Genomic DNA, 25,054 nt, shown 5'->3' on the forward strand with positions numbered 1-25,054 from the left:
GCGTCGCAAAGGTCACATTTGCGGCAAGGATCCCTAGAATGGTCGGTATGATTCCCAATGTTCCCATGGCCGAGGCCCTGCATCGTCAGTATGCGCCCTCCCAAGCCGCCTATGAATTGATACACACCCACTGCCAGATCATTGCCGCGCTCGCGGTGCGTATGGCCGACCAGGTCAACGAACGCCTGCTGCATGATGATGATCCTGACGGGGTCCTGCCCGAGCGGCCGCTGGATCGTGACCTGGTCCGCACGGGTGCCCTGCTGCACGACATCGGCACCTATCGTATCCTCAAGGATGACGGTTCCCAGGGCCGGCCCCTGACCTTCCAGGGTGAGCGGTACATCGAGCACGGGCTGGAGGGCTATCGTCTGCTGCTGGACGCTGGCGTGGACGAGTCGGTGGCCCAGTTCGCCCGCAACCATACCGGGGTGGGGCTGACCCGTCGCCAGGTGGAGGAGGAGCATCTGAACCTGCCGCCGGACGACTACCTGCCGGTCAATCCTGAGCAGGAGGTGGTCATGTATGCGGACAAGTTCCACAGCAAGCACCAGCCGCCTATATTCGTCTCCGAGCCCACTGCCGCCAAGCGCACGGCCAAATATGGTCCCGACAATCTGGCCCGTTGGAGGCAACTGGTGGCCCGATACGGGGTGCCGGACCTGCAGCCCCTGGCTAAGTACTACGGCATGACCATCGTCTGATCCTGCCGGACCGGACCCCAGGAACTGCGGAAACGACCAGCGAATTCGCGCACCATCCACGGGTCTGGTTGATAGGGGTCGACTGGATCGGTCCGGCAGTCCGCAACGGCTTTCAGGAAAGAGGCCATGCCCTGTGGCCCGTAAGCATAGGGAGCAGCGCACCAGACCGGGTTTCCCTCCAAAATCAGCGGCCGATCCGACCCACGGAGGAAGGCCAGATCCACGCTGATCGGGGCAGAAGATCGACCCTTGGCTGCCTGGAGGGCGCAGTCCTCAGCGCTCGCTCGATGTCTGGGATCGAAAACGGCACCGTCAAAGATTGTCGTGATGGCCCTAGAGCCCTCACCTTCATGCAGGCAGTATCCGCTGGATGCTGCAATCCGTCCCCTGTTGATGATGACCCGCCACTCCTCCTGGATATCGGGCAAGTGGGTCTGGATGCGAATCAGCGATTGCGCAGGGGCCGTCCGCAGCTTGCTCTGCAGATCTTCAAGGTTTCGCCGGGCTGCAGACAGGCCCGATACCCGACCGGCAGCCAGCTGCGACCAGGGGCGCTGCCCCAAGCCCGATGGCAGACGGCGCCAGGTCAGAATGGTTTCGGCCGTCACAGTCAGAATTCTGCGTCCGGTCAGGGACTGGTCCAGATCATCCAGCCACATGGTCGGTGGGGCTGACAGGGCCCATGAGGGACGGCCGCGGGATACCAGCCAGGCGTTCTGGGCAATCAGCAGCCCTGGGGTGATCCATATCGCTTCCCTGACGCCGACATCCCGAACGGGTCCGAATCCATGGTGATGGTGCAGGATGATTCCCCGTTGCCGATGTGGGTCCTTGTTGCACAAATCGATTTGTTCGGCCATGACCCGGGGTATCCACTCCTCATGGGTGATGACCGAACAAATCAGTGCAGTGCCATCCGTCTTCGGTCCGGAAGGCTGAGGCTCAATCGACGATGAATCGGTCGTCGTAGGTGCCCTCGTCTACAGTGTCCGAACCGCCCGAGGTCAGGATGATCACGGTGCAGTCATGACGGCGGGAGACCCGCTTCAGGGTGGCCAGCAGGGTATCCCAATCGCCCGGCTCCAGCCCTTCGGTGGGTTCGTCGGCGATGAGCACATCGCACTCGCAGCACAGGGCTCGGGCCACGGAGGCCAGGCGGAAGTCCAGGTGGCCCAGATCAGCGGTCAGCTTGTCCTGCAGACGCTCCGGGAAGCCGACCTCGTCCAGCAGTTGACGGGCCAGATTGTCCTTGGGGCCCAGGAAAGTGCGCCCGCTGGCATCCATGGTGTAGACAAGATTCTGCACAGCGGTCAGATCGTGCCTCAGGGCATCGGTGCCAAAGATGGCCCCAATTTGGTGGCCGCGATAGTCGGAGGCCAGCAACTGGCGCAGATCTGTGCCCCGGAAGAGCACACTGCCCTGGGTGGGGGCGCGCAAGCCGGTCATCAAGGCCATCATGGCGGCCCGTACGGAAGGGGAGGTGGTCTCCACCGAGTAGATGCGGCGACGCTGGAATTCCAGATCGACATCGTCCAGGATCTGTTCGGGGCGACCCTGGATCTTGCGCGTGTAATCCACGTGCTTCAGGGAAAGCACCGGGTAACCTCCAGGAACCAGCACCCGTTGGTCATCGGTATCCAACAGCGGGTTCTCTTCCTGATCGTCATCGGAATCTTCGGTATCTTCATGCTCGATGACCACTTTGAAGGCAGCCAGCGCGGCATCTTCTTCCGAAGAATCATCCTCCTCGGTCTTTTTGTCCGTCTGAGTGGTTGCTTCTTCCTCGGGTTCGGACATGGGTTCGGCGTTGGTGCTCTCGTCGGCTGTTTGCTCAGCTTCGGCCCTTGTCTGAGCGGCTTGCTTCTGATCGGTCTGTTTCTGATCAGTAGTTGCCTGGGACTCTTCATCTGGCTGCTGGTCCGATGTCTTTTCGCTCATGCCTCGTCCTCCAGGTCGTTGGTATATAGCTGGGCGGTTCTGAAGGCCGCTACTCTGGCGGCTGCTGCTAGAGCGAGGACCAGGCAGACGGCCAGGCCAATCAGGATTATCTTCCAGATCAGACCAGCATGAGGCATGCTGGCCAGGCTCCCCAGATGGAAGAGCGACCGCCCCAGCGGCCGACTGATCGCGGTGCCCAGCGCCAGGCCCAGGGCCAGTCCGGGCAGGGTGAGCAAGAGCGTCTCCAAGGCGAACTGCCAGCCCAGCCGGGCCTTGTGGACACCGATGGTGATGGCCATGCCGATTTCGTTGGCGCGGCCGTGCAGCATGAGAAATAGGCAACCCAGCAGAATCAGCCCACCCAGCAGGCAGACCAGGATGATGACAGTTCGCGCCTGGTCGGCAGCCTGGTGGACCGGCTCCATCCGCCGCTGATAGTCCTTCAGGCTGGGAGAGTCTATGTCGTACTGCGAGGCCTTGAGCCCGTCCTTGCGTAGCTCCTTGATGAACTTTTGGTAGGTGCTCGGCGAATCCAGGACGAAGGCCACCAGCAGCTCATGGCCAGGGTCACCGGGTTTGCTTGCCGTATCCAGTCCCAGCATGGCAAAGGTGGGATAGGCCGTGTAGATGGCCCGGTTGGCTGCCTGGTCGGCGGCTTTGCGGTAGTGATAGATGCCCGAGACTGTCAGCTTGACCTGCTGATCCTGCTGGCGGGGATCCTTGATGGTCAGGGTGTCACCCACCTTGAGCTTGTTGGCCTGGGCCATCTGCTTGGAAATCAGTACGGTCTGGGTGCCGGAGGCATTCTGTGAGGCGTAGTCCAGTCCCTTGCCCTGGTCCAGCACGAAGGGGCCATGAGGCAGGGTAGGCTCAGCCTGTTTGTCGGAGACGCCCACCAGGGAGTAAGTGCCTGACTGGGTCAGTCCCTCCGGGTTGATGTCGGCGGTCTCATGGAAATACGCCTTGTACTGCATGCCATCCATCTGCAGGCGTTGGGCGTACTTGGAATACTCATTCCAGCCCAGGGGGGAGACCTTGGTTCCCTTGCGCGGGCTGATGACGGCATCCACCTGTTGGGATTCGTAGTCTGTGGTACGTGCCTTGGTGTCAGCCTGGAGCACGGTGGCCGCTGTCGTGGCCAGCGCCGCCACGACCAGGCAGACCAGAACCATGACCAGGCTCCGCGCCGCATGCCGCCTGATGGTGAACCAGGCGTTCTTGAGAACGAACATGACACCCTTCCTGATAGCGTTCCAGGGATGACCGAGCGGCCCGCGATGGCGGGCCTTAAGTCCGGTCGCCGTCCTCCAGTCTAGCCAAGGACGTTCCCAAGCTAGCGGTGCGAACTTGGAGCTTGCTGAATGCCTCGATCGGCCTCCTGCTGGTCAGCGTGGGAAAAGTTGCGCACCTTCAGAGACACGGCCAGAGCAGCCAAAATCAGCACCAGGGTGAAGATCAATCCGTAGTGGGTGCCCTTGGTGAACGCCTGGGCTTTATCAACTCCGGCTGCCTGCCCCTCACCCATGGCCAGCAGGGAGGTGGTGATGGCTGTGGCCACGGCTCCTACGATCTGCTGCATGGTGTTGATGATAGTGCTCCCGTCGCCGGACTGCGGGCCGCTCAGAGAGTTGAGCGCGTAGGTCTGGGCTGGCGACATGGCCAAGGGGCAGCCGATCATGAGGATGATGTGTGCAGCCACCACCAGGGCCACAGGGGTGTGCGGGCCGGTGAACAGGAGGATGACCGTGCCAAGCAGGGCGACGAGGAATCCGCAGCGGACGGGAATTCGGGCTCCAAAGCCGTCATAGAGCCGGCCGGCGAAGGCTGAGACCAGGGCGTTGATGGCGCCGCCGGGCAGCATGAGGATGCCGGTCATGGCCACGGGCAGGAGCAGCCCACGCTGCAGGAACTGGGGCAGCAGATACATGGAGGAGAGGATGACTGCGAAGTCCAGCATGACCAGAGTAGCACCATAGCGGAAGGCTGGGATAGAGAAGATGCGTAGGTTGAGCACCGGGTGCTCTAAGCCAAGCTGACGACGAATATAGAGGACCAGCGCAACCAGGGCCACGACCAGGATGATCAGGGTGACCGGAGAGAGCCATCCGTACCGGCTGGCCAGGCTGACACCTGCTACCAGCCCGCCGAAGCCGACAATGGATTCCAGTATGGAGGCCAGGTCGGGCCGCTGGTGGGTGATGGTTCCCACGTTCTTCAGGAAGCAGACGGCGAAGATCAGAGCCACCACCAGGAAGGGGGTGAAGAACCAGAAGATCCAGTGCCAGGTCAGCTTGCCTAGGATGATCCCGGTCAAGGTCGGGCCGATGGCGGGAGCGAACATGATGACCAGAGCGCACATACCCATCACCGTTCCCAGACGGGCAGGCGGGAAGATCAGCATGGCCACGGTGAACATGAGCGGCAGGATCAGGCCCGTACCGATGCCCTGGATCAGCCGTCCAGTCAACAGGACAGGGAAGGTGGGTGCCATGGCCGAGATAATCGAGCCCGCCAGGAAGGCGACCAGACCGAAGATCACGGTCTGCCTGGTGGTGAACCACTTGGAGATCAGGCTGGAGAAGGGCAAGACGATGCCGATGACCAGCATGTACCCTGTCACCAGCCACTGCACAGTGGCAGCTGGGATTTGGAAGCTCTCCATCAGGTTGGGCAGGGCGATATTGAGCGAGGTTTCGCTCAGCATGCCCACGAAGGCCCCGATCATCAGCGCGGCGATGGCCGGCCAGGGGTGGGGGACGGCCGGTCGTGACCGGTGAACGGAGGCAGAGGTGGACGTGTTTTGCACGATAATGATCTCCTTCTTCAGACAAACAGCACGCCATCTTAGGGAGGCGGCAATTTTTTCGTAAGTCGGCATGTCTACTCGCTTCGCCGAAGGCGTGCCGCGTCGAGATGGAAAAGGTTATGCTCGGGAATGGTCGTCAGAGATCATAAGGAGGGTGCGTGTGGATTGGCATGCAGCGGTCTACGGGTCAAGAGCCGTTGATTCAGGAGGACATGGCTTCTATGATCCGGGCGACGAGGAGGAGGGGCGGACCTTCGGTGATCCGGACGCCATCTCTGACGCTGCTCTGCGTAGATTGGGCGGCAAGTCCTACTTTCGTGCCCATCAACTGCTGGATGACCGCCGCTTTACAGACCTGCGTCTGCGACACCTGGGGGCTTTGACTGTTCTCAAAGGACGTGTGCCCGCCACCTATCAGCCGGATGGTGACTGCATGGTTCAGGCTCGGCTGGATGAGCAGGCTCATCGGGTCATTGACTCCTCCTGCACCTGCCGAGCCTTTGGGCGCCAGGGTCCCGCATGCAAGCATGTAGTCGCGCTGATCATGGCCTATAACGAGTCCAGCCAGGCGTTTACAGGATCGGATGACTGGACCGGCGACGAGGGTCGACCCCGGTCCGCCCGGTCGACCTCGGGACCCTTGGCAGCCTACATGCGCCGGCAGGAGGGTCGGCGGCGCCAGGCCTTTCGTGACCGCCAGCTGAGCTTGCTCAAGCAGGAGAACGGACCAGTTGGAGGCCGTCACCTGCCCATCGGTTCGGTGGGACTGATCCCCGACTTGACCAGCGAGCGCGGAGGCTGGCTGGTCCGTCTGCATATCACCCTGTCCTCCCACGGGGTTGCCTACCTGGTCAAGGACCTGCCGGCCTTGCTGCGCGCCGTGGACCAGGGCGAATTCATGTCTTATGGACGCCGTCTGGCCTTCATCCATTCTCGTGACACCTTTGATGATCGAGCCCAGGCTCTGCTGACCATTCTGGAAAGGGCCGGTGCCATCCGTCGCAGCCTGGTCGAACAGGAGGGGGGCGTGCGTCGCCGTCTTACACGTGCAGGACTGGCGGGAATCCGGCTTAGCGACGACGAGGTGACGCAGATCCTCGACCTGTTTGTGGACTCCGGGCTCACCCTGGACTACACACCTCCCGAGGATTCCTTCCTGCAGACCATGCCTGCCCCGGTAGTTAACGGAGACCCGGACCCTGGCATCGCAGTCACCAAGGAGGCGGAAGGTTATCGGATCACCCATGCCTTGGCTGTGGAGCGCTTCATCGTAGGCCAGGCCCATTCCTTCGTTATCGTACGCCCCTCTCAGCCCGGCTTAGGGCTGGAATTAGGACCAGTCATCCACCGTTGCAGCGCGCGTTTCATGCGTCATCGGGATCTGTTGGAGACCCTCTGCCGCCCTGGCGAGGATCGGGATCTGCATCTGGATGCCGACGACCTGGATCTGTTCGCACGTACCGTCCTGCCCGACCTGAATCAGGGTGCCCAGGAAGGACCCGGGCTCTCCGCAACACTGCCTGAAGAGCTGGATGCCCGCCGACGGCCGCCCTGCAGGATCGAGCTTTACCTGGACAGGGATCAGCAGGGGGTCAGCTGTGATCTCAAGGCTCGCTATGGAGATCGTCTTGTGTCCGTCGGCGCTGATCCCGGCTCCGAGAATGAACCTGGCAGGGATCGGGAAAGCGAGTCTCTGGCCCGGCAGACGGTTCGCCGCTATTTCCCCCTGATGGAGGAGGGATTGGCCCGCATCCCCGAAGAAAACGAGGATGCTATCCACACCCTGCTGACCCGGGGTCTGCCGGTACTTAAGGGTTTGGGACGGGTCTTTTCCACCCCGGCCTTCGACGGACTGAGCGTCATCTCCCATCCGCAGATTCGTGTGGGTGTGCGGGTGCGCTCCGGATTGGTCGAGATTTCGCCCATCGCCGATGAGGTACGGCCCGAGGAGGCCGCTGCCATTCTGGCCGATCATCGCCGTCGTCGGCGCTTCCATCGCCTGCGCAACGGGGCCTTCGTCGAGTTGGCTGATCTGAATACCGAGGCTGTGGACACCCTGGCCGAAGATCTGGGTATCGACCCGGCTGATCTGGCCAAGGGGCCGGTCCGTGTGCCTGAATTTCAGCTCGGCTACCTGGATGCGTTGGTGCCCGAGCAGGACCGTGATTCCAGCTTCAGCGACTATATGAAGGAGCGCAAGCCTGACCCTCAGGGGTTCAGGGTCCCCGATGGGCTGCGCGGGCAACTCAGACCCTATCAGGTAGAAGGGCTGCGTTGGCTGTGCACCTTGAGTGACCGCGGATTCGGCGGCATCCTGGCCGATGAGATGGGCCTGGGCAAGACCATACAGATGTTGACCTACCTGCTCTCCCGTAAGGATCAGGCCAGGGATCGGGGACCTTCGCTGATCGTCTGTCCGGCATCCTTGGTCTACAACTGGGAGGCCGAGTGCCGTCGTTTTACGCCGGATTTGCGGGTGGCGGTCCTGGCCGAGGGGCGCAGCCAGCGTCAGGCACTGCTGGATCAGGCCAGGTCCTACGACCTGCTGATTACTTCATATGACCTGCTCAGGCGGGACCTGGACCGGTATCGGAGCCTGCCCTGGTATGCCTTGGTCTTGGATGAGGCCCAGTACATCAAGAACCATGCCACTAAGGCCGCTCGGGCCGTACGTGCTTTGGACAGTCTGCACCGGTTCGCTCTGACCGGTACACCCATCGAAAATCGTCTGTCTGAGCTTTGGAGCATCTTCGACTTCCTGATGCCCGGGATGCTGGGGCCCTACTCCCGATTCCGGGACCGCTTCGAAATGCCCATACTCAGCGGCGATCAGGATGCCCAGTCTCGGCTCCAGGCCCTGGTGGGACCCTTCATTCTGCGCCGGCTCAAGTCACAGGTGCTGACGGATCTGCCCGAGAAGATCGAAAACGTGATCAGCGTGCCCCTGCAGGGTCGTCAGCGCAAGCTCTATGCGGCCCTGGAGCAGGAGCTGAGGGCTACCCTCAACAAGGAAAGGGATCAGGAGTACGAGGTCGGTAAAATCCAGGTCCTGGCCCAGCTGACCAGGCTGCGGGAGGTCTGTTGCGATCCGCGTCTGGTCTACCAGGATCAAGGCCGGGACCGGCGCGGTGAATCGGCCAAACTGGATGCCATCGAGGATCTGGTGGTCTCCTGTCAGGATGCCGGGCGCAAGATGCTGATCTTCTCCCAGTTCACCTCCTACCTGGACCTAATAGCTCAACGGCTCCGTCGGCTGGACGTGTCCTACGATCTGATCACCGGCGCTACATCCAAGAAGCGGCGACTGGAGCTGGTGGAACAGTTCAATAGAGATGCCACGCCGGTCTTTCTGATCTCCCTGAAGGCCGGCAATACCGGGCTCAACCTGACCGGAGCCTGTGTGGTGGTCCATGCGGATCCTTGGTGGAACGCCGCAGCCCAGGAGCAGGCCAACGACCGCGCCCACCGGATCGGCCAGACCCAGGATGTCAACGTTTACCAGATCGTAGCCAAGGACACCATCGAGGAACGCATCCTCAACCTGCAGCACAGCAAGAGCGACCTGGCATCGCGCTTTGTTGATTCGGCCGCCTCCACCGGTGCTGCCAGCGTGGCCAGACTAAGCAGAAAAGACCTCCTGGCCCTGCTGGGCTGATCCCGTATGACGCGAATCTATTCGAACCTAATAGTCAGTGGTCTCGAATGCGGTGGCATCATCGATGGCGAGGTCTTTGGGCCACGGTTCCGGTTATTCTTGATGCGGTAGTCAAATCGAAAGACTATATGCATGAGCAGATTGACGGTTGTTCCACTGCGGGCTTGTCGGTTTGACAGCGTTCGATTATTCGGGTTATGGGAGCCTGGCCATTTTCAGCTCCTTTGATTACAGGAAGCTGGAGGAGAGAGCATGATCAGCGGCATGCAAATGTTCTGCTCAGAGTTCCTGGGCACGGCCCTTATGATGGCCATTGCTTTCATGGTCGCAGCCAGCAGATCGCTCCCCAAGACAGGGGCTTATCGAGCCGACTGGATCAACGCTTCACTGGGTTGGGGCCTTGCTGTCTATGTGGGCGTATATGTGGGGTGGAGAACGGGCGGCCATCTCAATCCGGCCGTGACCCTGGCCAGGGTGGTCGGTCACTGGATCGATCCGCAGGCGACCTTGAACGGTCTGGCCATGGGCAAGGGCGGCATTCCGGTCACCTTAGCGAATGTGGTAATCTTCATTTCCGCCCAGTTCCTTGGGGCTTTCTTTGGCACCTGTCTGGGCTACTTGGGCACTCGCAAGCATTTCGAACTTCCGACCGACACAGATACCAAACTTATGGTTTTCTGCACCAAGCCGGCCATACGTTCGAATTTCTGGAATTTGACATCGGAGGCCATCGGCACGGGCATCCTGGTTACCTGGGTTTTTCTCAATGGAGGGACTCCTACCCAGGTCGGGCCCCTGGGCGTGGCTCTGGTCATCACGGTTCTGGTCATGGCCCTGGGTGGGGTTTCTGGTGCGGCTATGAATCCTGCACGTGACTTTTCCGCTCGATTGGCATACTGCCTTCTGCCCATGTCTGGCAGGAAGAACGCGGACTGGAGCTACGCATGGATACCCTTTGTCGGGCCGATCGTCGGAGCTTGCATCGGCGTTCTAGCCCCTGCCTGGATGGGGCTTTTGCCTTGATCGTCGGCATGGAAAAGCCCCTGGCTCTGTCAGGGGGTTATTACGACAGGGCCGGGGGTCGAGTTAGTTGGGTAGCTCGAGCTCAGTAGCTGGCTGAGGTGGGCTCCTGGAAGCGGACTGTCAGTCCGCGGCCGTGGTGGAGGAACATCTCTGCACCGTGGCGGTCGACGTCGCGATGGGTGAAGAGCATGCGGATGGCGAATGCCGTCTGGGCATCATCGGGCAGGTCCAGGAAAGCCTTATGGGCATCCCAGCCATGAGTATTTTGTAGTTAGTTTTCCTCTTCGGGCTCCTCTGGTTAGTCATGTGCAGCTACAGCCCCCCAGGTGCGGACTCTTTAAAAACATGCCAACGTGATGATAAAGACCTCTATAGCAGTGAGTCCTTTGTGAGGATACTGTCTTATGTAAAAGGCTTGTCTGAACACGTTTCTGGCTCAGCAGAATATTCTGTCTCTCTTTCGCAATAATTTGAAGTGCCCTGATGCTAACGCGATCGGTAAAGAGTTCGGTGAACTGAGTACGATTTGTATGTAGGTTGTGGGCAGGGCGATCCTGGACATCATGCTAGTCAACTGACTATGTTCCTGAAGGGGGAACATCAATGGTGATTAGTTCATGAATTGGCCGGTTCTTAGCATGTGCCTCATGAACAGGGGAAGGCTGATATGGGTAGTCGTATTGGTGGGGATGACCGGGGGGAGCGTCTTGGAACTGGTGACCAGTGGGGTAAAGATGAGCGATTTGTAGAATCTTTCAAGCCATTGGTTGAGTTTTTAGGAAGTGTCTGTGGACCGATGACTGAAGTTGCTCTTCATAATACAGTCGCACCTGGCAATCCTATCATCGCTATAGCCAATGGGGACGTCAGTGGTCGTCGGGTCGGGGTAGCGGCTACTGATTCCATGCCGGAAATTCTGCATCAGGGTTTGAAGGAGAGGCGCGATTATGTTGTTGGGTATGCAACGCATTCGACCAAAAACGACCGGGACCTGATTTCATCAGCGTATTTTATACGGAGGGAAGGCAGGATTATTGGGATGTTGTGCATTAATACCGACCAGTCGGCCCTAGAGGATTTTCGTGCTGCGACTCAGGCCCTGCAGGGGTACTTCCCTCTTACGCAGCCTGCGGCTTCTCTAGGGCAGGCATATTCCTACTCTCAAGGCAATAGTAGCGACGGGGATGGCCAGCCAGACCGGGAGAATTTGTCTGCCTCAGTCGAGAGTATGGGAAAGCAGGTCATTTGGGCTATGGTAGCCAAGACTGGGCGGCAGCCAGATCGTTTCAATGCTTCTGAGCGTTTCGGCATTATCCGTGAGCTTGATAAGAGCGGTTATTTTCAGCTTAAAGGAGCGATTTCTGCGATTGCCGGGCAGCTCGGATTGGCTGATTCCTCTATTTATCGGTATTTGCATCGAATCCATCGTACTTGAATATTGCGCCTTGATCGTCAGCATGGAAAAGCCCCTGGCTCTGTCAGGGGGTTATTACGACAGGGCCGGGGGTCGAGTTAGTTGGGTAGCTCGAGCTCAGTAGCTGGCTGAGGTGGGCTCCTGGAAGCGGACTGTCAGTCCGCGGCCGTGGTGGAGGAACATCTCTGCACCGTGGCGGTCGACGTCGCGATGGGTGAAGAGCATGCGGATGGCGAATGCCGTCTGGGCATCATCGGGCAGGTCTAGGAAAGCCTTATGGGCATCCCAGCCATCGGCTGCGACAGCCTTGTTGGGTACGTAGGCATATCCATAACCGTCTTCGTCCACGTAGCCCAGGAAAGGCAGGTCCCATGCCTGGTGGTAGCTCAACTGATTCTTGTAATCCTCGACCTTCTTAAGGGCCTCGTCGCTGATGCCGTACTTGCGGGCGACCTCGTTGGCCTTGGCCGTCTTCGCTGCGGCATCTTTTCCGAACATGGAAGTATCAACAACAATGACTGTATCGTCTGCCATGACTGACCTTTCTGTGTGACGGCCTGCACGTGTGACAATCGACATCATGACCGTGCAGGGCCATGACCATTTGGGTCGCCGTCCATCGTCGACGGTGACCCCTGGATGCAAGATTCCTTCCACTTGCAAGAATACCAAATTTCGTCTGCAGATAGGGGCAGGGAACCGTGAGGTTCGCCATAGGTGGCTGTCAGTAGTGAGAAACGTGTCCAGCTATGTTTTCATGCAGGGAACCATCAGCCCAGGTCGGTCTCTCGATCCCTGCGATGCCGAAGCAAGCACATCAGTGCCAGGCCGAGGACGGCAGTGCCGATAGTCAGTGCTGCAGGCATGACAATGTCTGAGCCGGAGTCGGCTAGGGATGAGGAATCCGTCGAGGACTTCGCTTGGTCATCAGAAGATTGGCTTCCTGGCAATGGTTTTTGGCTATTGCTGGTTTGGCCCAGTTCGCTGGATGCATGATCGGATTCGCTCGACTTGTTTGGTTCTACCGGCGGATTCGGCTTGTCATTTCCGCCTGAGTTGTCGGGCTTGTCGGGCTTGTCAGAGTTACCAGGGTTGTCGGGGTTGCCAGAGTTGTCGGGCTTGTCGGGCTTGTCGGGCTTGCCAGGGTTGCCAGGGTTGCCAGGGTTATCAGCCTGGGCCTTGTAGGTGTTGGTGAAGGTGGGGTTGTTGCCGGTGATAGTGACCTGGAGCTGGCCTTGGTGGTCGTCGGTGGCGTGGACGGTGATCTTGGGGGTGGACTGGTCGTAGGTGATGCCGGGGAGGCTGCCCTGGACCTCGTTCACGTAGTAGGTGTAGTCGCCGGGCTGGTCCAGGGTCTGGTTGGGGAATTCGACGGTCCCGTCGGCCTTGTTGGATACTTGGGCCAGCTGCTTGCCGCCCCTGGACAGGCGGAAGCTGAACTCATCGTCCTCCAGGTTCCGACCGTCCAGGCGCTTGAAGGCGGTGATCTTCACTGTGGCCGAATGGGTCTTGTAGGTGTTGATGAAGACGGCCTTGCTTATCGCCTGGCCCTTGTCGTCAGCCCACGTTGCAGTAGAGGTTCGGTACAACTGACCTGCATTGGTTTTCAGCGTGATGGTCAGTTTCGCGTTGCCTTTGTCATAGGTCAGACCAGGTAGGTTGCCGATTGCCTGGCTCACACGGTATTGGTAGGTGCCGTCACTGGGGAAGGCTTCCATCTTGACAGGCACTTGGAGTTCTTTATGATCGGCTGTTATATTGATATGTTCGGGCAGGGCCGTAGCCGGCGCTCCATTCACGGGCTCGACATTTAGTGTGAAGGAGTCACTGTTGAGCCAGTCTCGGCCTTGAAGCTGTACTTCGACGTCAGCTTTCACTTCATCGGTGCGCATCAGACCCTTCAGGCCGCAGTTGTTGAAGTCCTGGGATTGGCTGGCTGTGTCCATTTCCGCAGCCTGCTTGAAATCGTCCAGCTTGATGACGGCTGCTTTCAAGATCCCGTCCTCCGTAAGATCGTGGGCAGAAGAGTTCTCGCTCTCCGTGGCTCCGGCAGCTTGCGGAGTGGTGGTGTTTAGATGGCTCCAGTCAGTGCCCTCAGCCGGATCAAACCTGAGATGGAATTGTCCGGCAGGTATATTGGTCAGGTTGTACCTGCCCTGGGCATTGGTTTCCGTGGTCAGCTCATCATGGGGGGCTACAACCGATCTGACAGGATTATTCTGGTTGTCAAGCAGGGTCACCTTGACGCTGTTTAGCAAGGGATCGTCGGAGCCGCGGATCCCATCGCCATTGAGGTCGTACCAGGCTATGCCGCTGACGGAACGCTGAGCCACTACAACCTGGGTGGACATTTGGTTCTGCGCATTGCCCCAGCGGTTCCGATAAAGATTGCCAGGGGAGCTGTTTCCGGGGTTTATGTGGAAAGTGACGTCGCAACGGAACTGTCCAGGTTGTCCATCGACCATGAAAGCCCAGGCGGTCACGTCTGGAGACATGCTCACTTTGCCTGTAGCTGGGTCCAATTCAGCCTCGGGCCAGTCTTGGAATTCACTAGGTGTTATGGAAGCGGTGTCGTTTACCTGCCATTTAGATTCTGTCGTGTAGTATATGTGGACATTTTTCAGATCGACCCCTGTGAGCTTCACACTCATATCGGCGAGAGTTGGACTACCTTGGAAGTCAGGTTTGCCAGGATTGCCACTCGCATGAGAGTAGGGCATGATGTCGACGGCATAGTGATACTTCTTGCCACTATCGGCAGTATTGCTCAGCATGTTGGTGAAACCGATATGGTCGCCAGTCTCGTTGATGGCTTGCTGGGGCAAGGTGGACAGGCTGGTTGCGTTATTACGCACGGCGCGAATGGTCGATGTGCTGACAGTGTCCATGAACGAGCTGGGTTTGGACATGTTATGCTTTGATTGAACTTCGGCATGGGTCTTCAGATTCTCGTAGGGGCTGGCGACGTCTTTGCTTGGGTCGGTCTGGTCTCCGATGGAGGCTGAGAAGTAGATGACGTGGTTGCTACCATCTACAGGTATGTCGGGCAGTGTCCAGCTTAGCTTGGTCTCACCGGGGGTTTCGGTGGTGCTCACCGATGGTTCGCAGACTGTTCCGCCCTCAATATGTCCCATTTCAGGTGTGCCCTCGGTATAGGTGCCTCCCAGTCTGGCGCTGCCGGGGATGTAGTGAAGTTTGGCAGGCAGCACATCAGTGACGTAAAGATCGGTTTTAGCAGGCTTGTCGGCCTGGGAGGCCGAAGTGCCAGTGTTGATGGTCAGCCGCCAGTCGACATATCGCTGATCACGGTCTATGTCGAAGGATCCTTTGGGGTCGGAATTCGTGCCCATCTGTGCCACAGTATTGGAGATGGTGCTGGCTTCGCCGGCTACATAGAGGCTGTCACCGTGTTCGTTGCCACCGGTGTCACCGCCTAGATAACCTTTGGTTTGATCATAGCGAGCCTTTGTATAGCCTCCAGTGGATGTTGCGAAAACGGGACTGCGATTTTGGGACATCTCGTATGGATTCTGCTTCTCTGCCCAATCTTCCCAGTCCTGGTCGCTGGAGTTTACGGGGTCTAAACCGGCTAGGTCTGCCAGTTGGCTACGTGTGAAAGCACGTGAAACTGATGTCAGTTGGGCCACCGAGCCTTCTTTGGCATCGGCGCGCACGTTGATCACAAATCCGCCGAAGCCGTACCGAGGGTTCTTGTTGCTGTTGTTCTCGTCGTAGATGAAGCTGCTGGAGGCAGCGGTGCGGGCACCCAGCAGTATGCCCACAATGGGGCCGTGCTTTCTCGCTTCATCTGGGGTTTTGTAGAAGTTCAGATCTTTCATGTCGGCGTTGGCTTGCTCCTGGTCGTTGTTCCAGGTTCCGCCGCCACGTTTGGTTGCGTACAAGACCATGGTCAGATTCTGGCAAGGATTGCCGAAGGCGTTGTCCTGGCCATTCTGCCAGTCACCGTTGCCCTTCCAAGGCAGTCCCAGTTCATTGTGGTAGTGGTCATGGTCTTCGGGGACAGGGTCTGCAATAGTGCTACATTGGCCCGACTGGTCCGGTTTAGGGGGTTCTTGGTTGGGGCTCGGCAGCTCGAGCACGTTTGGATCGATTTTTACCAAAGACATTGCCAGCAGGGGCAGATCGGCCTTGCTGGTTTTGGCGTTGAAGCCAGCCATAATCCGCACCTGGGTTCCTGCTAGTGCTGAGTCGGTCCCTTGCTTGTTGTCGGGAGCGTTCCACCAACCGCAATCTACGCCGTCGTCAAAGTAGTTGGGCAAAGACATGCAACTGTATTGAATGATGTTGCTGATGCCTGGCTGCCAGGTTTCGGAGCCCTGTGCGAAGATGACATTGTGCCACTCATCATCGGATTGGTCGGCCTGGTTTGACACATCCTTGGGGTCAGAAACCGCAGGCAGCTGCTGACCAGAGATAGAAGTCGCCCCCAGCCGACCGTCATTGACTTGGCTCTGCAGACTGAGGCCGGACTGGCCATAGTAATTGGCCACGTCCTTGCCTTGGACGGTAGAAGGGTTGAAAACGTAGAGGTAGCCAGTGGAGATCTCGGCCACTTCCACCTGTGAGCAATCGGTTGAGGCTAAGATTGTCGTGCATCTATCTGTGGCATAGGTATGTCCAAATTTGGGGAAGGGATCATTCGTCCGGTAGTCTTCTACGGTGAAATTCAGCACGAGACCCTGATCGCTGCGGTGTTCTGCTACAGTATATTTACCATTGCCTTGGACGCGGTCTTTCCCGGCCTGACCTCCCGTAGAGCGGGCGTAGTCATAGTTGTTGAAAGAGGGGCTCCAGCCCTGGTTGATGGTGTTGCGTCCACTGTTGTTGAAGTCGCCGTCAATGGTGCCGATGTCCCAGAAGTAAGGCTGAAGGTCCTTGATCTTGGGAAATACCTTTCCGCCGCTGGTCTGCCAGAGGTTGCTCAAAGAGATGGAAAAGGTTATGGGGCCGGTGGGCACTTCCAGGCCCTTGAGGCCCTTGGATCGATCAGGCCAGCGCATGTCGACTGCCCAGTTGAATTTGCTGATGATCCCCTTGCTTTTGCCCAACTCATGATTGATGTAGTTATGGGCCTCTGTGGTGTCGAAGTCAAAGGTTTGATTGCCGGAGCCCTCATTGGTTCCGCCAGTGATTCTCAGGTTGAGGTTGGGCTTGGCTGACACGGTCACCGAATCTGATGCAGCTGAAGCCGGTTCGGTCCTGGTCGTGGGATCGGGGGCACACCACGCCTGGACCTGGGGGGCGAAACTGCTGCCATTGGCCATGTTTCGAACCTGGAGGACCAAGGAGACGCTCGATGTGCTTGGAATGACGATAGCCGAGTTCGATGTCGCGGTGAGCAGTCTGTAAACGGTAAGCACCTGAGTGGTTTGACCGTTGATGCTTTTTTGTTCCAGCTTGGGCTCATAGCCGGGCGTATTGTCTATCCATGGCATGGAGTCCTGATCAAAAGCGATCAGGTCCTTAGGTTGGTTCAGCGTGAATTGAAAGCCTACCCGAGCCTGTCGGGAGGTCGTGTCGTCCAGTGAGTTCACAGAGAAGGTAAAGTCATATATCACCGTATCGAAAGAGCGCACGATGCCATTGTCCGCATCGCGGTCATCGCCGGGGTCGTTGTCTTTGTCAAAAGGGGCGGTGCCGGTACTGCGGGAGGTCTGTTTTATTGAGGTGACTCTGGCATTGTCGGTATCCAACATGTTGTTGAGGGTCGATCTGCCGCTCGTTGTGCCTGGTTGTATGGGTGCAACCTGGTTAGGAGAAGTGGATCGGGCTGTGTTGGATTTGGTTGTGTCTGACTGTGGTGCCGGAGTTTGAATGGCTGCCGTAGACTGGACTCGATTGCTCTGGTCTGAAGTCTTTCTGTTATTTCTGACATGCTGTTCGTGCGTTGTAGCCGATGTCGATGTGGAGGTAGTGGCCTGGGTATCCGCTGTCTGCCCGCCATCTGCTATAGCCATAGTGGGCACCAGCATGGCCATGGCCATCAGGCCGGCGAGGAATCTACCGCTCAAATTACCCTTTGCCACATTTCTCCTTTTGTGTACCGACAGCCATCTGGGGGGCGTCCCCGTCCAGGTCATCCGGTCGACTATGTACGATGTTCTTAGGTCCGTTGATAAGCCAGTATACAGAGCTATTGGTTAAGATTCCCTACTAATGTGAGCCTCCGGAGAAAAGGGTCGACCGTGGACAGAACAAGGAGGAGGGTCACATGATTGAACGGAATCATAGTGAACCCTCAGCGGCCTGTCCTCCAGGTCACGGAATGCGCGAGCGCTTGGCCGTTTACGGGTTCTTCATCATCATGGGTATTGGTACATCGGCCTGGATTTCTCGACTGCCCACGGTCAAGGCCAGTCTCGGTCTGCAACCTTCGGGCTTGGCTCTGATGACCATCCTGGGCGGATGCGGCGCTCTGGTCGGTATGCTGGTCTCGGGAGTGTTGACTGATCAGCTGGGCGTGCGCCGGGCCATGCTGCTTGCAGCCTCGACCTGGTGCCTGGGCATGGTAATCGCGGCCCGGGCCGTCACTTTGCGATCAGTGCCGGGGGTGATCTTGGGGCTGCTCTTCAATTCGGCGGGGATCAGCCTCTGGGGAACGGTCAACACCGTTGAGGCCGGCGCAGTGGAGCGATTCTCCTCCCGGTCCATAATGCCGCGCTTCCATGCCTCATATAGTCTGGGCATGTTTCTTGCGCTGGGGCTGGGCTCGCTTCTGTCTCATCTGGGCGTGCCCATAGGCGCGCATTTGGCGGTCAATGCACTGACCAGCCTGGTCCTGGTGGCCGCCTGTGTTCTGCTCTGCCCGGCTCAGCCTCTAGGGGACTACAAGGGCAGTGCTGACGGCAAACGTTCGGATCGTCATGCTGATTCAGGACGATCATCCGCCTTCAGCAGGCAGTTAGCGGCTTGGGGTGATGCCTTGGTGCTCATCCTGGCCCTGATCAACGTGGCTCTGGAGGCCAGCGAGGGTGCTGTCAACGACTGGAGCGGGATCGGTCTGGTCGATTCCTTCGGTGTCCCCGAGTCTCAAGCCGGTCTCGCTCCCACGATCTTCGCTGCAGCCATGATCGTCTCAAGGCTGCTGGGTACGCATCTGATTGAGTGGCTGGGGAATATGCGCTCGCTGGTCCTTACCCTGCTGGTTTCGGCTCTGGGTATCCTGGTCTATGCTCTTTCCCCCTCTTTCGTGCTCAGCCTCGTGGGTACTGGAATTTGGGGTGTCGGAGCAGCTCTGGGCGTACCCATCGTCACTACTCTGGCAACCAAGGATCCAGCCATGGCGGCTCAGCGGGCTTCGGTCATCTCCACTGCTTACTACGGGGTCTCTTGGATCATTCCTCCGGCTATCGGATTTTTGGCCGACCATACAGGCGTCAGGCCGGCGTTGCTCCCCTTGGCACTCTTGCTGGCGGCGGTCACCCTCCTAGTGCCCAGGGTGTCCAGACTCACTCGGGAATGATGCTTTTCGATTGGCAAACCCCGTTAACCGGTTGTTGGGCGAAGTACAGTCTTTGGAAGATACTCGGATTCAAACAGCCCTTCCTCAATATTGCCGTAAATATTGCCGTACACCTCAGCGAATTTTATGGCCACAGCAGTCAGTCGGCACCGGCCCTGAGGATCGGCCTTAGGACAGATGGATGCCCTTCCCCGCCAGGTTCTCCAAGCACTCCTGCAGGTAGGCTGCATCATGCTCAGGATAGATGGGGTCCGTCAATGGCACTGCAGACAGGTCCTCGTAGGGCGGGCAATGTCTGCCGCGATAGAGCGGATCGTACCAGGCAGGATCAGGATGGTAGCCGCGCTCGCGCATTGTTGCCATGACCAGCAGATGAAATTGAAAGAGCTTGTATGGGGAGTAGTGGAAGACATAGTCAACAGTGGCGTGCCGTCTACCCCAGCCCAGGCCCCGCAGCGCGGTGATCTCCCGATGCTGACCCAACAGCTGCTGTCTGGGGAGCAGTCGAATCAGATCCTGATGCCACAGTCGCATGACGCCCCCTCCTTCAGCCCATAAGTGAACCCCTCCTTCAGCCTGGCAGAAGAAGGGGTCCCGGTAATTCCTTACTGGAACTGCTTACTGGGCGATGAATCCACCGTCCACAACGAACTCGGCACCCAAGGCGAACTTGGATTCGTCACTGGCCAGATAGACGCAGATCTCGCCGATGTCCTGGGGCTCGCCGATGTGGCCCAGGGGGGTCAGCTTGCTCATCCTGTCCTCAAGGCTCTGGCTGATCAGAGGGGTCTTGATGAATCCGGGATGAACCGAGTTGATGCGAACACCGTAGTTGTTGTTGGCGGAATCCAGGGCCGCGGACTTGGTCAGCAACCTGGTGCCGCCCTTGCTGGCGTTGTAGGCTCCGGCTCCGCTCAGGCCCACGAAGCCCTCGATGGAGGAGATGTTAATAACGGATCCGCCGCGGCCCTTCATGACCCGCATGCCGTGCTTGGTGCCAAGGAAGGTTCCGTTCAGATTGATGGCGATGACCTTTTTCCAGTCCTCGTAGCTCTCCTGGTCCATAGTGGCCCCGCTGCCGCCTATGCCGGCATTGTTGACCACGGTGGTCAGCTGACCCAACTCCTTTTCAACGGTGTCGATGGTGGAGACCCACTGGTCCTCATCTGTCACGTCCAGGGTGTGGAAGACGACCTGCCCGGGGTGCTCCTGCATGAAGCTGCGGGAAGCATCGCTCTCCTTGATGTCAGTAAGGGCCACCTTGGCTCCCTCGCGGACGAAGCATTCGGCGATGCCTACGCCCATGCCACCGGTTCCTCCGGTGATGATGGCTACCTTACCTTGTAGTCGATCAGTCATATCCACTCCTTTATAGAGATGTGCTGTCATATTCCATCCTATGGGATGGCATGCCCACGGTGGTAACCGACGTACCGATTATCTTGGTGCCGTTATTTCTTTGAAGTTGTCCATGAGGGGCCAAAAGTTCTGCAGGGGTTACGGTAAATTCCCCGCTGAAACAGTAAGCCTGTTCTGCTGACTGGATATGTTCGGATGTTGAGCAGATGGCGGTAGAGCTCGTGATCCATAGGTCGGTCAAGATCGAGGTTCGTGATGGTGACGGGCATCCGGTCATTGCCGTCCGGCCCTGCTTTCTCCCCGGCATACGATGGCCCTATAGCGGTGACGTGGCACAGGTAGTAGTAGCTGCGGTCTGCTGTATCCTGTCAGCCCATGACGCAAGGTGGAATTTTGCGGAGGCTGCTAGTTGCAAGATTCGGTCAGTTGGTTTGAGTAGCTGAATTGCGCGTACCCTTCAGTGGGATAATGCCCAGGAACAAGGCCGCAACCATGATCAGGATGCTCAGACCGAACATGATGATGTAACCGTGGGGCTGGTCAGCTATGGCGCCCCAGAAGAGAGCGGCGAAGGCCGAAGCCAGGGAGCCCACCATCTGAATGCGGGCGTAGATGTTGGTGTAGTCATGCGAGCCAAAGACCGCTGTAACCAGAATGGGTGTCTGCACCGTAGTGCATGCGTAGACCAGACCGAAGGCGAAGGCTCCCAGCAGGAGGAGCGCGGGCAATCCGGGGAAGGCGACCATGAGGCAGACGCCGAGAATGCCGCCGCCGATGCCCAGGCAGAGCCCGCCCACGATGCTGCCGTCGTTGACCATGCCCAGGATGACCTTGCCGATAGCCTGGCCGGCCATGCAGGATGAGGCGATCAGGCCTGTGTAGGCCGCCATGGATGGCAGGGATGCCGCATAGGAGGGCAGGAACTGGTAGATGGTCTGATTCATGGTGATCAGGCCGCAGAAGAGCGCCAGCGCCCAGAAGGCAGGGGAACGCAAGGCCTGGGAAGCAGTCATGCCCACAGTCGACGCGATAGGCTCTGGGCTCTTTTTGTCTTTACTCCCGGTGTCTGTGCTGTTGGAGGTAGCCTCAGCTGCAGCAGGCTCCTGGTCGGCGGCGCCGTAGGGATGCAGACCCATTTGCTCGGGCGTGCCGCGAATGACGAAAATGGTGAAAGGCAGAGTGACCACCAGAATGAGAATGGCAAAGACCAGGTATCCTCGCCGCCATCCATCAGGGGCGGATCTGATGATCATGGTGCCTATCTGGTTGAAGATCACGCCGCCTATGCCGGTGAAGGCCATGCATAGGCCGATGAAGAACCCGACTCGTTTGCGGAACCAGGCGTTGATGAGCGTGGGGACTGACAAATAGAGGATGGGTGGCATGCCGATTCCCAGAACCACTCCGCATAGATAGAACTGCCACATGGCGGATGATCGGGACATGCCAAGGCAACCGAGTCCGGCAAGGATGGTGCTCGCCGTCAGGACGATGCGCAGATCGTAGCGGTGCATCAGCCATCCGGCCACCGGCAGGAAGATGACCATGGTGATGCTGAATATGCTGAAATACGCGGTGAATGCAGCCTTGGGAACATGGAAGTAGTTGCTGACAGGAGTGAAGAAGATACCGGCGCAACTGCATACCAGCGATACGGGGATGGCCGTGAAGACAATGCCCGACAGCACGATCAGGTACGGATAAACAGCCTGTTTTCGTGATGACGGCTGTGTCGGTGTGGTCGACATGACTGCGACCTTCCTCTTATGGGATCGTGGCTAGCCAACTGCTGCTTGGTTTGTATGCTCCCATTGATTTGCGGTTTGTCTGCTCTGAATGTCCACTATGGGAAATTTAAGAACTAATTGTAGTTCAATATTTGACCCTCATCTATCGTTAGAATGCAGATTAGGCGGTTTGCGGCACTGTCGTTTTTACTTCTTGCGATGGGATGATCGAGCCCGCTTTTGGCTGGCGGCCGCCTTTCTCCGTAGATTACCGCGTCGATTCTCCATAGCCCATGCTGGTGCTGTCCTGACTGATCTGTCATTCTCAGAAGATTCAGCCCTGTTCCACGCGCATTTGGTCATGGTTGTCGATGTGGACCTGGTTGTAGTAAAGACTTGCACCTCCAGCGACTTGAGGTTGTACCATCAGGCCGACCAAGGATTAATGAAAGGTGGGACTGTTATGACTGTTGCAGATAAGACAGTGCTGATCACCGGAGCTTCGTCCGGCATTGGGGAGGCCACGGCGCGACTGTTGGCGCAGCGGGGGGCCAAGGTGGTGCTGGGCGCTCGCCGCAAGGATCGGCTGGATAAGATCGTCGACGACATCGTTCAGGAGGGTGGCCAGGCTGCCTCCATGGCTCTGGATGTGACCGATCGTCAGGCCAATGGGGACTTCGTGGCTTTCGCCAAGAAGCAGTTCGGCGGAGTGGACGTGGTATTCCTCAACGCCGGGCTCATGCCTAACTCGCCCTTGTCGGCTCTGCACGTGGACGAGTGGGATCGGACCATTGACGTTAACCTCAAAGGCGCACTGTACGGCATTGCAGCGGCCCTGCCGGAGTTCACCGGGCAGCGACATGGACAGTTCATCGCCACCTCTTCGGTGGCTGGTCTCAAAGCCTATCCGGGTGGAGCGGTTTACGGGGCAACCAAATGGGGCCTGCGTGACCTGATGGAGGTGCTCAGGATGGAGTCTGCCCAGGAGGGGACCCATATCCGCACATCTACCATTTACCCGGCGGCTATTCGGACTGAGTTGTTGGATACCATCACAGACCAGCAGACCCTGGCTGATATGAACAAGACCTACGACAGCTATCAGATCGATCCTGAACGGGTGGCTCAGGTGGTGGCCTTTGCCATTGATCAGCCTGAGGATACCAATGTATCGGAATTCACCGTGGGTCCCACCATTCAGCCCTGGTGAATTCCTCCGCCGCTGCCCTTAGTCGCCACTGGAGGAAAGAAGACGAATGCCGGCTTGGGCCATGGCCTTTCGAGCCTCAACCCCCTGATTCTCGCTGACCGGGACAGTCAGATCCTCGAAGACCGTGACCTGGTAACCCAGCTTTGCGGCATCCAAGGCCGTCTCCTTGACGCAGTGGGATTCGGCGATGCCGACTACATCCACCTGGTCGACTCCTGCTTGCGCCAGTGCGTCGGCCAAGGTGACTCCAGATGACTTGGCGGCAGCGAATTCCTCCCTGCTCTGGATTCGATCGGTGTTGTCTTCGATGCCTTCGAATCCGGAGTAGGCGGCTGAATACTGCCCCTTTTTGAAGTGATGGGTGATGCCCAGCTTCCGAATACTGGGATGAAGATCCGCCCCGGGTGAGCCGGCCACGCCGTGCTGGGGCCATGTGTCTACAAAGTCCGGGTGATCGGACCAATGGGACCCGGGTTCGATGTGCCAATCCTGGGTGGTGGCCATGTAGGTATAGTCCCCGGCATGGTCGTGGACATAGTCGGCGATTTTGTCGGCCGTGGCGTTGCCTCCCTCGACTCCCAGCTCACCTCCTTCGCAGAAGGTCGGTTGAACATCCACGACGATCAAAGCCTTGGACATAGTGATCACTCCCTTGGTCGATGCTGACGGTAGGCAGAGGGAATACTGGTTGAAGATCCTCGGTCATTTCCTCTTATGTATCAGTTTAATTCTCGCAGATGCGTCGGTCCTTCTGCTTTAGTGCATGTGGACAAGATGATAAAGGAGGTAGCAAGGGTGATCGGCCGTGGCTGTGTGAGTCGGATCCATACGGTCTTTTGGGGCGTTTGCTTGGTATCATAAGTGCCAGGATTGTACGGAGTTATGGTTGGTGCTTCTGGGCCTGCCTCCTCCGTCCGATGACGCAGCGAGCATTGTTCCAAGGGAGGAGATGCGGGTATGAGGATCAATGAGTTTGGGCAACCTATTGGGGATGCGATTTCGTTTGCGGGCGCCAGGGTGCCGGAGCCTGTCAAGTTGACTGGCAGGACCGTTCTGGTAGTGCCCTTGGGTGAAAGCCAAGATGATGCCTTTTATGAGCGGATTTTCGGTCCAGAATGCGACAAATCCATCATGACCTACAGCACTCACGATCTCTACCCTGATAGACCAGCATTCGACTCAGGATTCGCGTCCATGATTGAAAGCCGGGATCCCTTCTTCTTTGCTATTCTCCGCAAGCAGTCTGAACCTGAACTTGATGCCGGTCATTCTGCAAGCGGGAAGGATGCGGATATACAAGAGCATGTGAAGCTTCTTGATTCGTCGGATCTGTTGGGCATGTATGCCTTGCAGCGGATAAGGTCCGACGTGGGAAGCGTCGAGATGGGCCACGTTATCTATACCAAGGATCTGCAGAGAAGCAGACAGGCTACCGAGGCCCAATATCTGATGGCTCGGCATGTCTTCGAGAATTTGGGCTATCGCCGATACGAGTGGAAGTGCGACAGCCTCAACGCGCCCTCCCGGGCGGCGGCATTGAGACTAGGATTCAAGGCTGAAGGCCGGTTCAGAAACGATATGGTCTACAAGGGCCGAACTCGGGATACGGATTGGTTTTCCATATTGGACAGTGAATGGCCGGCAGTGAAAGAGCGGTTGGAGACTTGGCTGGATGATGACAATTTTGATCAGGATGGCAGACAGAAGCGCCGCCTGCAAGACTGCTGACCTATTG

17 protein-coding genes and 1 pseudogene are annotated in these 25,054 nt (G+C 58.1%); 7 read left to right on the forward strand and 11 right to left on the reverse strand.

Translation table 11 applies throughout. From position 1 onward, the window contains the following. The first annotated feature begins 38 nt into the window (after positions 1-38). Positions 39-704 (forward strand): HD domain-containing protein, encoded by a 666-nt coding sequence (locus DKK74_RS00895; protein WP_110412360.1) that lies wholly within the window; start codon positions 39-41, stop codon positions 702-704. Here DKK74_RS00895 and DKK74_RS00900 read toward each other — a convergent pair. From DKK74_RS00900 to DKK74_RS00915, 4 genes are all read right to left on the reverse strand, one after another. After that, positions 683-1,564, reverse strand: coding sequence for a hypothetical protein (locus DKK74_RS00900; protein ID WP_110412361.1), 882 nt, complete (start codon positions 1,562-1,564; stop codon positions 683-685). The two genes, DKK74_RS00895 and DKK74_RS00900, sit on opposite strands and share 22 nt — an antisense overlap. Before the next feature lie 82 nt (positions 1,565-1,646). Further along, entirely contained in the window at positions 1,647-2,642 is a 996-nt protein-coding gene (locus DKK74_RS00905) for an ATP-binding cassette domain-containing protein (RefSeq protein WP_110412362.1), read from the reverse strand. Next, the gene (locus tag DKK74_RS00910) at positions 2,639-3,874 is read right to left on the reverse strand and encodes an FtsX-like permease family protein (RefSeq protein ID WP_110412363.1); all 1,236 of its coding nucleotides are present in this window, start codon (positions 3,872-3,874) and stop codon (positions 2,639-2,641) included. Before DKK74_RS00910 ends, DKK74_RS00905 begins: the two co-directional genes overlap by 4 nt. A gap of 101 nt (positions 3,875-3,975) precedes the next feature. Beyond that, complete coding sequence (locus DKK74_RS00915) at positions 3,976-5,448, reverse strand: DHA2 family efflux MFS transporter permease subunit (protein ID WP_110412364.1); 1,473 nt, start codon at positions 5,446-5,448, stop codon at positions 3,976-3,978. Positions 5,449-5,608: 160 nt separating this feature from the next. On the opposite strand from DKK74_RS00915, the gene DKK74_RS00920 reads away from it, so the two are divergent. Both DKK74_RS00920 and DKK74_RS00925 read left to right on the forward strand, forming a co-directional pair. Then, complete coding sequence (locus tag DKK74_RS00920; RefSeq protein WP_110412365.1) at positions 5,609-9,103, forward strand: SNF2-related protein; 3,495 nt, start codon at positions 5,609-5,611, stop codon at positions 9,101-9,103. A 252-nt stretch (positions 9,104-9,355) separates the two neighbouring features. Then, positions 9,356-10,126 (forward strand): MIP/aquaporin family protein, encoded by a 771-nt coding sequence (locus DKK74_RS00925; RefSeq protein WP_110412366.1) that lies wholly within the window; start codon positions 9,356-9,358, stop codon positions 10,124-10,126. Between the two features lie 82 nt (positions 10,127-10,208). On the opposite strand, the pseudogene DKK74_RS08785 reads toward DKK74_RS00925, so the two are convergent. After that, positions 10,209-10,379 (reverse strand): annotated as a pseudogene (locus tag DKK74_RS08785) (glycerophosphodiester phosphodiesterase); the annotation flags it as partial. 414 nt (positions 10,380-10,793) lie between these two features. On the opposite strand from DKK74_RS08785, the gene DKK74_RS00935 reads away from it, so the two are divergent. Continuing rightward, on the forward strand, positions 10,794-11,561 hold the full coding sequence (locus DKK74_RS00935) for a helix-turn-helix transcriptional regulator (protein WP_110412368.1): 768 nt from the start codon (positions 10,794-10,796) through the stop codon (positions 11,559-11,561). Positions 11,562-11,657: 96 nt separating this feature from the next. On the opposite strand, the gene DKK74_RS00940 is transcribed toward DKK74_RS00935, so the two are convergent. Then, complete coding sequence (locus tag DKK74_RS00940) at positions 11,658-12,074, reverse strand: hypothetical protein (RefSeq protein ID WP_045934962.1); 417 nt, start codon at positions 12,072-12,074, stop codon at positions 11,658-11,660. 236 nt (positions 12,075-12,310) lie between these two features. Beyond that, a complete protein-coding gene (locus DKK74_RS00945) occupies positions 12,311-17,587 on the reverse strand; it encodes a Spy0128 family protein (RefSeq protein ID WP_181414847.1) in 5,277 nt (1,758 codons plus the stop codon). 185 nt (positions 17,588-17,772) lie between these two features. Between DKK74_RS00945 and DKK74_RS00950 the strand changes: the two genes are divergently transcribed. Continuing rightward, entirely contained in the window at positions 17,773-19,023 is a 1,251-nt protein-coding gene (locus tag DKK74_RS00950; RefSeq protein ID WP_110412370.1) for an MFS transporter, read from the forward strand. Between the two features lie 168 nt (positions 19,024-19,191). Here the strand turns inward: DKK74_RS00950 and DKK74_RS00955 are convergent, their stop codons facing one another. The 3 genes from DKK74_RS00955 to DKK74_RS00965 all read right to left on the reverse strand — a co-directional run bounded on the left by DKK74_RS00955 (position 19,192) and on the right by DKK74_RS00965 (position 22,130). Next, positions 19,192-19,557, reverse strand: coding sequence for a TIGR02328 family protein (locus DKK74_RS00955; RefSeq protein ID WP_110412371.1), 366 nt, complete (start codon positions 19,555-19,557; stop codon positions 19,192-19,194). 84 nt (positions 19,558-19,641) lie between these two features. Further along, positions 19,642-20,382 (reverse strand): SDR family oxidoreductase, encoded by a 741-nt coding sequence (locus DKK74_RS00960; RefSeq protein ID WP_015021283.1) that lies wholly within the window; start codon positions 20,380-20,382, stop codon positions 19,642-19,644. A 422-nt stretch (positions 20,383-20,804) separates the two neighbouring features. Next, positions 20,805-22,130: an MFS transporter gene (locus tag DKK74_RS00965; RefSeq protein ID WP_110412372.1), complete on the reverse strand. Its 1,326-nt coding sequence runs from the start codon at positions 22,128-22,130 to the stop codon at positions 20,805-20,807. 442 nt (positions 22,131-22,572) lie between these two features. Here DKK74_RS00965 and DKK74_RS00970 point away from each other — a divergent pair, with 442 nt between their 5' ends. After that, on the forward strand, positions 22,573-23,319 hold the full coding sequence (locus DKK74_RS00970; RefSeq protein ID WP_110412373.1) for an SDR family oxidoreductase: 747 nt from the start codon (positions 22,573-22,575) through the stop codon (positions 23,317-23,319). A gap of 18 nt (positions 23,320-23,337) precedes the next feature. Here the strand turns inward: DKK74_RS00970 and DKK74_RS00975 are convergent, their stop codons facing one another. Continuing rightward, positions 23,338-23,958 (reverse strand): isochorismatase family protein, encoded by a 621-nt coding sequence (locus DKK74_RS00975; RefSeq protein ID WP_110412374.1) that lies wholly within the window; start codon positions 23,956-23,958, stop codon positions 23,338-23,340. Positions 23,959-24,276: 318 nt separating this feature from the next. On the opposite strand from DKK74_RS00975, the gene DKK74_RS00980 reads away from it, so the two are divergent. After that, complete coding sequence (locus DKK74_RS00980; RefSeq protein ID WP_219997333.1) at positions 24,277-25,047, forward strand: GNAT family N-acetyltransferase; 771 nt, start codon at positions 24,277-24,279, stop codon at positions 25,045-25,047. The last annotated feature ends 7 nt before the right edge of the window (positions 25,048-25,054 follow it).

Source organism: Bifidobacterium asteroides (assembly GCF_003202755.1).
Lineage (GTDB): Bacteria > Actinomycetota > Actinomycetes > Actinomycetales > Bifidobacteriaceae > Bombiscardovia > Bombiscardovia asteroides_F.